This is a genomic window from Citreimonas sp. (assembly GCF_042096055.1).
Classification (GTDB): domain Bacteria; phylum Pseudomonadota; class Alphaproteobacteria; order Rhodobacterales; family Rhodobacteraceae; genus Citreimonas.
On the sequence record NZ_JBELMH010000031.1, the window covers coordinates 29,620 to 35,077 of the forward strand.

Annotated in this window: 5 protein-coding genes and 1 other RNA gene; 4 read left to right on the top strand and 2 right to left on the bottom strand. The window is 74.3% G+C overall.

Going from position 1 to position 5,458, the window contains the following annotated elements; translation table 11 throughout:
- Positions 1–198: hypothetical protein (locus tag ACFDTC_RS09030; protein ID WP_375258547.1), on the top strand; the 198-nt coding region annotated here is incomplete at its 5' end.
- Positions 199–218: 20 nt separating this feature from the next.
- On the top strand, positions 219–2,114 hold the full coding sequence (locus tag ACFDTC_RS09035) for a bifunctional 2',3'-cyclic-nucleotide 2'-phosphodiesterase/3'-nucleotidase (RefSeq protein ID WP_375258548.1): 1,896 nt from the start codon (positions 219–221) through the stop codon (positions 2,112–2,114).
- Here the strand turns inward: ACFDTC_RS09035 and ACFDTC_RS09040 are convergent.
- Positions 2,111–3,214 carry a class I SAM-dependent RNA methyltransferase gene (locus ACFDTC_RS09040; protein WP_375258549.1) on the bottom strand — a complete coding sequence of 368 codons (1,104 nt, stop codon included), beginning with the start codon at positions 3,212–3,214 and terminating at the stop codon, positions 2,111–2,113. The genes ACFDTC_RS09035 and ACFDTC_RS09040 overlap by 4 nt on opposite strands.
- A 102-nt stretch (positions 3,215–3,316) precedes the next feature.
- On the opposite strand from ACFDTC_RS09040, the gene ffs reads away from it, so the two are divergent.
- Positions 3,317–3,415: signal recognition particle sRNA small type (ffs, locus tag ACFDTC_RS09045), an RNA gene on the top strand.
- A gap of 29 nt (positions 3,416–3,444) precedes the next feature.
- Here the strand turns inward: ffs and ACFDTC_RS09050 are convergent.
- Complete coding sequence (locus ACFDTC_RS09050; protein ID WP_375258553.1) at positions 3,445–3,981, bottom strand: protein-tyrosine phosphatase family protein; 537 nt, start codon at positions 3,979–3,981, stop codon at positions 3,445–3,447.
- A 341-nt stretch (positions 3,982–4,322) separates the two neighbouring features.
- Between ACFDTC_RS09050 and ACFDTC_RS09055 the strand changes: the two genes are divergently transcribed.
- Positions 4,323–5,458, top strand: a 1,136-nt coding sequence (locus ACFDTC_RS09055; RefSeq protein WP_375258550.1) for a 3-deoxy-D-manno-octulosonic acid transferase, incomplete at its 3' end; no start/stop codon positions are given.

The following is a 5,458-nucleotide window of genomic DNA, read 5'->3' on the forward strand; positions in this document are numbered from 1 at the left end:
TGCCCGATCATGGCACGCATGCAACGCCGACCGGCACCGCTCGCGTCGTGGTTGAACCCGTCACGCATCCGTCGCATCATCCCCATAGCGGAGTTCAAGATGCCCCTTAACGTACGCGAATCGCAGGCAAACCTCGGCCCCGGCGCCCCGACCGTTCCCGTCCGCGCGGGACGCGTGTCGCGCAGCACCACCACATGACGGCCGGGATGCGCAGCCCCTTGCAGGTCACGTCCCGACCGCGTGTCGCGCTGCGCATCATGGCCACGACCGACCTGCACGCGCACCTGCTGGCCTACGATTACTACCGCGACCGGGCGATCGACACCGCCGGGCTGTCGCGCACCGCGTCGCTGATCCGCGCGGCCCGGGCCGAAGTCGCCGACGCGCTGCTGCTGGACAACGGCGACTTCCTGCAGGGCACGCCGCTGGGGGATGTGCATGCGGACGACCGCAATGCCGGGGCGGACCCTCACCCGGTGATCGCCGCCATGAACGCGGTGGGGTTCGACGCCGTCACGCTGGGCAACCACGAATTCGACTACGGCCTCGACTTCCTCAGGCGCACCATGGACGGCGCGCGCTTCCCGGTGGTGCTGGCGAACGTCGTGCGCCGGCTGGGGCCGTCGGCCGCAACCGACGACACGCTGTTCCCGCCCTACGCGCTGATCCCCCGCCGGCTGCACGACGCGACGGGGCGCCCGCACGACCTGACCATCGGCGTGATCGGCTTCACGCCGCCGCAGATCATGCAGTGGAACCGCGACCAGCTGCAGGGCCGCTGCACCGTGCGCTGCGCGGTCGACGCCGCACGCGGCTGGGTGCCGGTGATGCGTGCCGCGGGCGCCGACGTGGTGGTGGCGCTGTCGCATGGCGGCTTCGGCCCCGAGGCCGGCGACGGCGGCAGCGGCGCGGGCGAGAACGCCTCGGCCGACCTCGCCGCGCTCGACGGCATCGACGCGGTGATCGCCGGCCACGTGCACGAGGTCTTTCCCTCGGCCGGCCCCGAGCCGCACCCGGCAGCCGATTCCCGCAGCGGCACGGTGCACGGCAAGCCGGCGGTGATGGCGGGGCTCTGGGGCTCGCACCTGGGCCTGATCGACCTGCAGCTGGAGCATGACGGCACGCGCTGGCGCGTCGCGCGCAGCCGCAGCGAGGCGCGGGCCATCGCCCGTCGCGGGGCCGAGGGCGCGCCCACCGCGCTGGCGAGCGACGATCCCGACCTCGCCGAGCTCGCGGCACCGGCGCATGCGCGCACGCTGGCCTTCACGCGCCGCACGGCGGGGCACAGCCCGGTGGCGCTGCATTCCTACTTCGCGGCCATCGGCTACGACACCGCCGCGCGCGCCGTGATGCGGGCGCAGTCCTGGACGGTGCGCGCGCAGCTTGCGGGCACGCCGCACGCGGACCTGCCTGTGCTGTCGGCGGCCTCGGCCTTCAAGGCCGGCGGGCGCGGCGGGCCGGACTACTACACCGACATCGCGCCCGGGCCGATGACCCTGCGCGACCTGTCGGACCTCTACGTCTTCACCAACACCGTGCTGGCGCTGCGCGTCTCGGGGTCCGAGCTGCGCGCCTGGCTGGAACGCGCGGCCAGCGTCTACAAGACGATCCGGCCGGGCGCGCGGGACGCGGCGCTGCTGGACCCGGCCTATCCGCTCTACCTGCTCGACGCGATCGAGGGGCTGGACTACCGCATCGACCTGTCCGCGGCGCCGCGCTACGACGTGAAGGGCGCCGTCACCGCGCCCGGCAACGCCCGCATCCGCGACCTCGCCCATGACGGAGCGCCGGTGCGCGACGACGATGCCTTCATCCTGGCCTGCAACAGCCACCGGGGCCTCGGCGGCGGACACTTTCCGGGCAGCGGGCCCGAGCGGGTCGTGCTGCACACGCAAGAAGCCATGCGCGACATGATCCTGCGTCACGTGGCGGCCGGCGGGCTGGGCGCCCTGCCCGCGACGCCGCTGTTCCGCTTCGCGCCGATGCCCGGCACCAGCGTGATGTTCGCCACCGGGCCCGGCGCGCTGGCCCATGCGCCCGACGTGCCCGTTCCGGGCCTCGACCACGCGGGGCGCGACGACACCGGCTTCGACCGCTTCCGGCTGGCGCTTTAAAGCGGGTCGGTCAGGTACAGCCGCACGGTCAGCCCGCCATGCGACACCTTCACCGGGTCCGGCCGGAACCGCAGCTCGGTCGATTTCGCGAGCCCAGGGTCCGAGGTCACGAGCCCCACGCGCCATCCCCGGAACCGCTCTCGCAGGACCTGGCCCAGCGTGCCGTAGAGCGCGAACAGCAGCTTGCGGTTGCCGATCCGCGCGCCGTAGGGCGGATTGACCATAACCAGCCCCGGCGCGCCTGCGGGACGTTCGAGCGCCGCGATCGGCTGGCGGGTGAAGCTGCACAAGCCGTCCACGCCCGCCCGCGCGGCATTCGCCGTGGCCATGCGGATCGCGCCGTCGTCGCGGTCGAAGCCGGCAAAGCGCAGATCGGTCTCGCGCGGCGTCGCCTGCGCCTTCATCGCCTCCCAAGCCCCGGCGTCGAAACTCGCCAAGTCCTCGAAGGCGAAGCGGCGCGTGCGTCCCGGCGCCAGTCCCGCCGCGATCTCGGCCGCCTCCAGCACGAAGGTCCCCGAACCGCACATCGGGTCGATCACCGGCTGCGTCCCGTCGTAGCCCGCGACGCGCAGGAACGACGCGGCCAGCGTCTCGCGCAGTGGCGCCTTGCCCACCGCCTCCTTGTGGCCGCGTCGGTGCAGCGGCTCGCCGGACGCGTCCAGGCTGACGGTCACGAGGTCGTCTTCGATCCGGACCATGACGCGCAGGCCGCCCTCGGGATCGTGCGGCGCGCCCAGCGTCTCGGCGATGGCGCGCTCCACGCGTTCGCGCGCGGCGCGGTCGTGGTAGATGCGCGAACGACGGCAGGTCGCCTCGACCCGGAAGGGCGCATCGGGCCGCAGCACCGACGCCCAGTCGACCTTGCGCGCGCGCTTGTCGAGCTGCGCGAGATGCGCGGCGCGAAACTCGGCCACGCGCACCAGCACTTGGCCCGCGCCACGCAGCCACAGGTTGGCGCGCCAGACCGTCGCCCAGTCGCCGCGCGCGGCGACGCCGCCCGGTTGCGCCTCGGCTTCGGCAAAGCCAAGGGCACGCGCCTCGGCCAGAAGAACCGGCTCGAGTCCCGGCGGGCAGGTGAAGAAAAGCATCATGTCGGACATGGCGCAGCGATAGACCGGCGCGCGCCCGGATGCCAACCGTTTCGCACGGGGCGCGCGTTTCGCACGGTTGCATCGCGCGCCCGCCTCGCTTATGTCCCGCGTCGAGAGGTTGGCGCGGGCAGGCATCTCGCCAACCCGGTCAGGTCCGGAAGGAAGCAGCCGCAACGAGTCCCGCCTGGGTCGCTGTCCAGCCTCTCACCTTTCCCACATCTTTCCGACCCGCAGCCGCCTCAGCGGCGCGGTGGTGTTCGCACCGTCGCCTGCGGGCGGCGCAGGAATCGCGCCGGCATGCGCCGCGCGGCCATCGCCCAGTCGAGTTGCGCCGCGGTCTCGATCGCGCAGGGGCGCACGGCGCGCAGCCGCGCCAGCGCCTCGTCCGGCGCCTCGCCGGCCTCGATCATCAGGCGCAGCGCGATCATCCCCGACCGCCCGCAGCCGCCGCGGCAATGGATCAGCACGCGCCCGCCCCCGCCGAGCGCGCGCCGCGCCCGCGCGCCCACGTCCGGCCAGGCCGCCCGCGTCAGGGCGTCTGGCACGCCGAAATCGGCGATCGGCAGGTGCACGTAGCGCGCGCCCCGATCCTGCACGTCCTGCCCCAGTCCCACGGCGTCTACCGCGGCCAGCTCGGCCACCGTCGTCAGCGAGATCACGATCGCCGGGCGCCAGCCCGCGATATGCTCGAGATCGCCGCGATAGTCGCCGCCCGCGCCGGGCACCGGCGACAGCGCGAGGATGCCGCCGCCCACGGGCAGCGCGCCGATCACGATCGGCCCCGGCGGCACCGGACCGGAGGGCACGGAGTGGCATGCCCCCGGCAAAGCCAGTGGCGCGGGACTGGCAGGCGGTGCCGCCATGCGCGACGGCGGATCCCCGTCCGGACTTCTGTGGCTGAACATCCGCTCCTCCCCCAAGGCGCTCGCATCACGATGATACACCGAAGCGAACGCGCGGGTACTCGGATTCGCGGCCTCTGGCGCCGCCCCTCCGCTTGACCCGACCGGGACGATCGCTAGGCTGCGCCCGCACCCGGCGAACCGGCTTTTCTTTCGGACACGCGCATGACCCTGCCCCGCCGCGCCTTCCCCGCCCTGCCCCGCCGCACCGCGCCATGAGCGGGCGCGGCCTGAACCTGCGCGCGTACCTGGCCCTGACGCGCGGCAGCACGGCGCCCATCGCCGGCCTGCCGCCGCGGCCGGGCGGGCCGCTGATCTGGGTCCACGCCGACACCGACGAACACGGCCGCGCGCTGGCACGCCTCTGCGGCCGGCTGTGCCTGCAGCGCCCCGAGATCGCCGTCATGGCCACCGGCGCCGTGCCCGACATGCCCTGCCTCATCCGCCACGCCCTGCCCGAGGATCGCCCCGCCGCCTGCGAGGCCTTCGCCGCCGCGCTGCGCCCCGATTGCGGGCTGTGGGCGGGTCACGTCCTGCGGCCCGCGCTCATCGACGCCATGGCGCGCCAGGGCACGCACCTGACGCTTCTGGGCGCCACCGACGCCCCCTGGACCAGCCCCGCCGCCCGCTGGATGCCCGATCCGGCCGCGGCGACGCTGGCGCTGTTCGACCGGGTGCACGCCACCGACGGCGGCGCCATGCGCGCGCTGCGCCGCATCGGAGTCGAGCCCGAGCGCCTGCGCCTGTCGGGCATCCTGCGCGACGGCGGCCTGCCGCTCGATTGCGACACGGCGCAGCACGGCAAGCTGGCGGCGCACTTGGCCGGCCGGCCGGTCTGGCTCGCCGCGCATCTGCGCGCGGCCGAGGCCGACCTCGTCCTGCGCGCGCACCGCCACGCGCTGCGCCTCGCGCACCGGCTGCTGCTGATCGCCGTCCCGCACACCGAGGAGGACACCGCCACGATCGCCCGCGCCGCCGCCGAAAGCGGCTTGCGCACCTGCCACTGGGATGCCGGAGAGCTGCCGGACGAGAACACGCAGGTAATGCTGGTGGACGGCCCCGAGGACCTCGGCCTGTGGTACCGGCTGGCGCCGCTGGCCTTCATCGGCGGTTCGCTCGCCAGCGGCCACGGCGGCCAGGACCCGTTCGAAGCCGCCGCCCTCGGCTGCGCGCTGCTTTATGGCCCGAACGTGGGCCAGCACCTGACCGCCTACACCCAGCTGGTCGAGGCCGGCGCCGCCCGCATCGTGCGCGACGCCGATTCGCTGGCCGCGGCGGTGTCGCACCTCGTGGCGCCGGACAAGGCCGCCGCCATGGCGCATGCCGGCTGGCGCGTGATCTCCGAGGGCTC

Excerpts from the sequence above, each read along its gene's own strand:
- ACFDTC_RS09040 (WP_375258549.1), bottom strand. The coding sequence starts at position 3,214 with ATGTCCGACATGATGCTTTTCTTCACCTGCCCGCCGGGACTCGAGCCG.